Genomic DNA, 3,837 nt, shown 5'->3' on the forward strand with positions numbered 1-3,837 from the left:
GCTGTTGATGATTCCTAACATGTACAAGATTGCCGGTGAATTGCTGCCTTGCGTATTCAACGTTTCAGCCCGTACATTAGCTTCTCACTCTCTCTGTATTTTCGGTGACCATCAGGACGTTATGGCTTGTCGCCAAACAGGCTTCGCCATGTTCTGCTCCGGTTCCGTACAGGAAGTAATGGATCTCTCTGCCGTTCCTCATCTCGCAACGTTGAAGACCAGCGTACCATTTATCAATTTCTTCGACGGTTTCCGTACTTCTCACGAGTATCATAAGGTTGAGGCTATTGACATGGAAGATATACGTCCATTGGTAGACATGGATGACATCAAGCGTTTCCGCGACCGTGCCCTCACTCCTGAGCGCCCCGTAACACGTGGTACCGCAGAGAATCCTGAGACATTCTTCACACACCGTGAGGCCTCTAACCAATACTATGAGACGATTCCTGAGGTAGTAGAGAAGTACTTGGGTGAGATTTCCAAGATTACAGGTCGTGAGTATCACCTCTTTAATTACTACGGAGCTGAGGACGCAGAGAATGTAATCATCCTCATGGGTTCTGCTACTGAACCTGCCCGCGAGGCCATCGACTTCCTCAACAAGCAGGGCAAGAAGGTTGGTATGGTTGCCGTACACCTCTATCGTCCATTCTCTGTGGACTTCCTGAAGAAGGCTCTTCCCGCTACAGTTAAGCGTATTGCCGTGCTCGACCGTACCAAAGAACCGGGCGCAGAGGGCGAACCATTGTACCTCGATGTGAAGTCTGCGCTTTACAATGACGAGCGCAAGCCGCTGATCGTTGGTGGTCGCTACGGTCTTGGTTCAGCTGATACAACACCGGCTAAGATTGTTGCCGTGTTCAAGAACCTTGAATTGCCAACTCCTAAGGACCACTTCACCGTTGGTATCGTTGACGACGTGACCTTTACCTCACTTCCTGAAGAAGAGGAAATCCCAATGGGTGGCGACAGCTTGTTCGAGGCTAAGTTCTTCGGTTTGGGCTCTGACGGTACCGTTGGTGCCAATAAGAACTCTGTACAGATTATCGGTAACAACACCGACAAATACTGTCAGGCTTATTTCTCTTACGACTCTAAGAAGTCAGGTGGCTTCACCTGCTCTCACTTGCGCTTCGGTGACGAGCCTATTCACTCGGCTTACTTGGTAAATACACCTAATTTCGTGGCTTGCCATGTACAGGCTTACCTCCACATGTATGACGTTACACGCGGTCTTCGCAAGAATGGTACGTTCTTGTTGAACACTATCTTCGACGGCGAAGAGCTCGTTAACTTCATTCCTAACAAGGTAAAGCGCTGCTTCGCAAAGAACAATATCAAGGTTTACTACATCAACGCGTCTAAGATTGGTCAGGAAATTGGTTTGGGCAACCGCACAAACACCATTCTCCAGTCTGCATTCTTCCGCATTACAGGCGTAATTCCGGTAGAATTGGCAGTAGAACAGATGAAGGCCTTTATCGTGAAGTCTTACGGTAAGAAGGGTGAAGACGTAGTCAACATGAACTACGCTGCCGTAGACCGTGGTGGCGAATACAAGGAACTTGCAGTAGATCCCGCATGGGCAAACTTGGCCGATGACAACACCAACGTTGACGACGCTCCCGATTTCATCAAGGAAATCGTACGCCCAATGAACGCACAAGCCGGTGACCTTCTCAAGGTTTCAGACTTCGTTAAGTTTGATACCGTAGACGGAACATGGCACAACGGTACTTCCGCATTTGAGAAACGCGGCGTTGAGAACTTCGTTCCCGTATGGAACGCGGACAACTGTATCCAGTGTAACAAGTGTGCTTACGTTTGTCCTCACGCAAGTATCCGTCCATTCGTATTGGACGAGCAGGAAGCAGCCAAGTTCGATGGTAAGACCATAGACGTGCTTGCTCCTAAGTCACTCAAGGGCATGAACTTCCGCATTCAGGTATCCGTACTCGACTGTCTCGGCTGCGGTAACTGTGCCGATGTTTGTCCGGGCAAGAAGGGCGAGAAGGCTTTGAAGATGGTTCCGTTCAATGTTGACGCTCCCGACATGGTGAAAGAAGCTCAGACTTGGGATTATCTCTTCAAGAATGTTACTTCTAAGCAACACCTTGTAGATATTAAGCAAAGCCCCAAGAACTCACAGTTCGCTCAGCCATTGTTTGAATTCTCTGGTGCTTGCGCCGGTTGTGGTGAGACTCCATACGTGAAGTTGATTTCACAACTCTTCGGCGACCGTGAAATGATTGCCAACGCAACAGGTTGCTCTTCTATCTATTCAGCTTCTGTTCCTTCTACCCCATACACCACAAACGCTCAAGGTCAGGGTCCTGCTTTCGACAACTCTTTGTTCGAGGACTTCTGCGAATTCGGTTTGGGTATGGCCCTTGGAAACAAGAAGATGAAAGAACGTATCGTGAAGTTGCTCAACGAGGCTAAGGCCGGTGACGCTACAGAGGAATTCAAGGCTGCCGCTGACAAGTGGATTGCTGCCAAGGAAGACGCTGACGCTTCTAAGGAAGCTGCTGCCGAACTGAAGCCGCTGATCGCAGCAGGTGCCGAGGCCGGTTGTCCTATCTGCGCAGAGTTGAAGACCCTCGATCACTATCTCGTTAAGCGTTCACAGTGGATTATCGGTGGTGACGGTGCTTCATACGACATCGGTTACGGCGGTCTCGACCACGTACTCGCTTCCGGTGAAGACGTGAATATCCTCGTTCTCGATACTGAGGTTTACTCTAATACCGGTGGCCAGAGCTCTAAGTCAACCCCGCTCGGCGCTATCGCCCAGTTCGCAGCTCAAGGCAAGCGCATCCGCAAGAAAGACCTTGGCTTGATGCAGACCACTTACGGTTATGTATATGTAGCTCAAATAGCAATGGGTGCTGACAATGCACAGACCCTGAAAGCCATCCGTGAAGCCGAGGCTTACCCCGGACCATCACTCATTATCGCCTATGCACCATGTATCAACCACGGTATCAAGGGTACAAAGAAGATGAAGAGAAGCATGGGAACCAGCCAACGCGAAGAAGAATTGGCAGTAGCTTGCGGTTACTGGCACCTATGGCGCTACGATCCGCGCCTTGCTGACGAAGGCAAGAACCCGTTCCAGCTCGACTCCAAGGCTCCAAACTGGGAAGACTTCCAAGACTTCCTCATGGGTGAAGTACGCTACTCTTCTGTAGCCAAAGCTTACCCTGCCGAGGCAGAGATACTTTTCTCACAAGCTGAAAAGATGGCTAAGCTCCGTTATCAGGCTTATGTTCGCAAGAGCAAAGAAGACTGGTCAGAGGAAATCTAAACGATATTTTGACTTTTCCGAATCAGGAAAATATCAAATAATCACATCACTAAGAAAAGGCAACCTGCATGCGGGTTGCCTTTTTTCATGCCCATTCCACCCACTAACAGCCATTCCCCCTCTCCTCCTCAACAAAAAAAAGAAGAAACAAAACACATAGACATGAACAACTACAATTAGCTTTACTCAATACCCACCCATACTACCTAAATCATTAGAAATAAGGTAAAAACATCAGATAGTTACCTATTTCAGTGAATGTGGTAGGAAAATAGTTAAAACAGGTACCCTAAACCTTATCAATTAAGTGTATTTTTGTACATGAGAATAACTCATTTATAATTTAGCGACATGGGCCACCGGCGCCATCCCAACAGACGTTTCATAGTGTTAATGCGCTAAAACTATTTAAATAAAACCATACAATGAAGAAATTATTTCTCACCCTCCTCACAGCCATGACAGCTTTTACTTCACCCGCCCAGTGCTCTACTTCAGACAGTATGATAGTACGTATTGCCGAAATA

General features: G+C 48.1%; 1 protein-coding gene. It reads left to right on the forward strand.

Going from position 1 to position 3,837, the window contains the following annotated elements; translation table 11 throughout:
* Positions 1 to 3,310 (forward strand): pyruvate:ferredoxin (flavodoxin) oxidoreductase (gene nifJ / locus VIR50_RS10035; RefSeq protein WP_331934992.1); only part of this gene is annotated, 3,310 nt, incomplete at its 5' end.
* Between the last annotated feature and the right edge of the window lie 527 nt (positions 3,311 to 3,837).

It is taken from the genome of Prevotella sp. (genome assembly GCF_036570325.1).
Lineage (GTDB): Bacteria > Bacteroidota > Bacteroidia > Bacteroidales > Bacteroidaceae > Prevotella.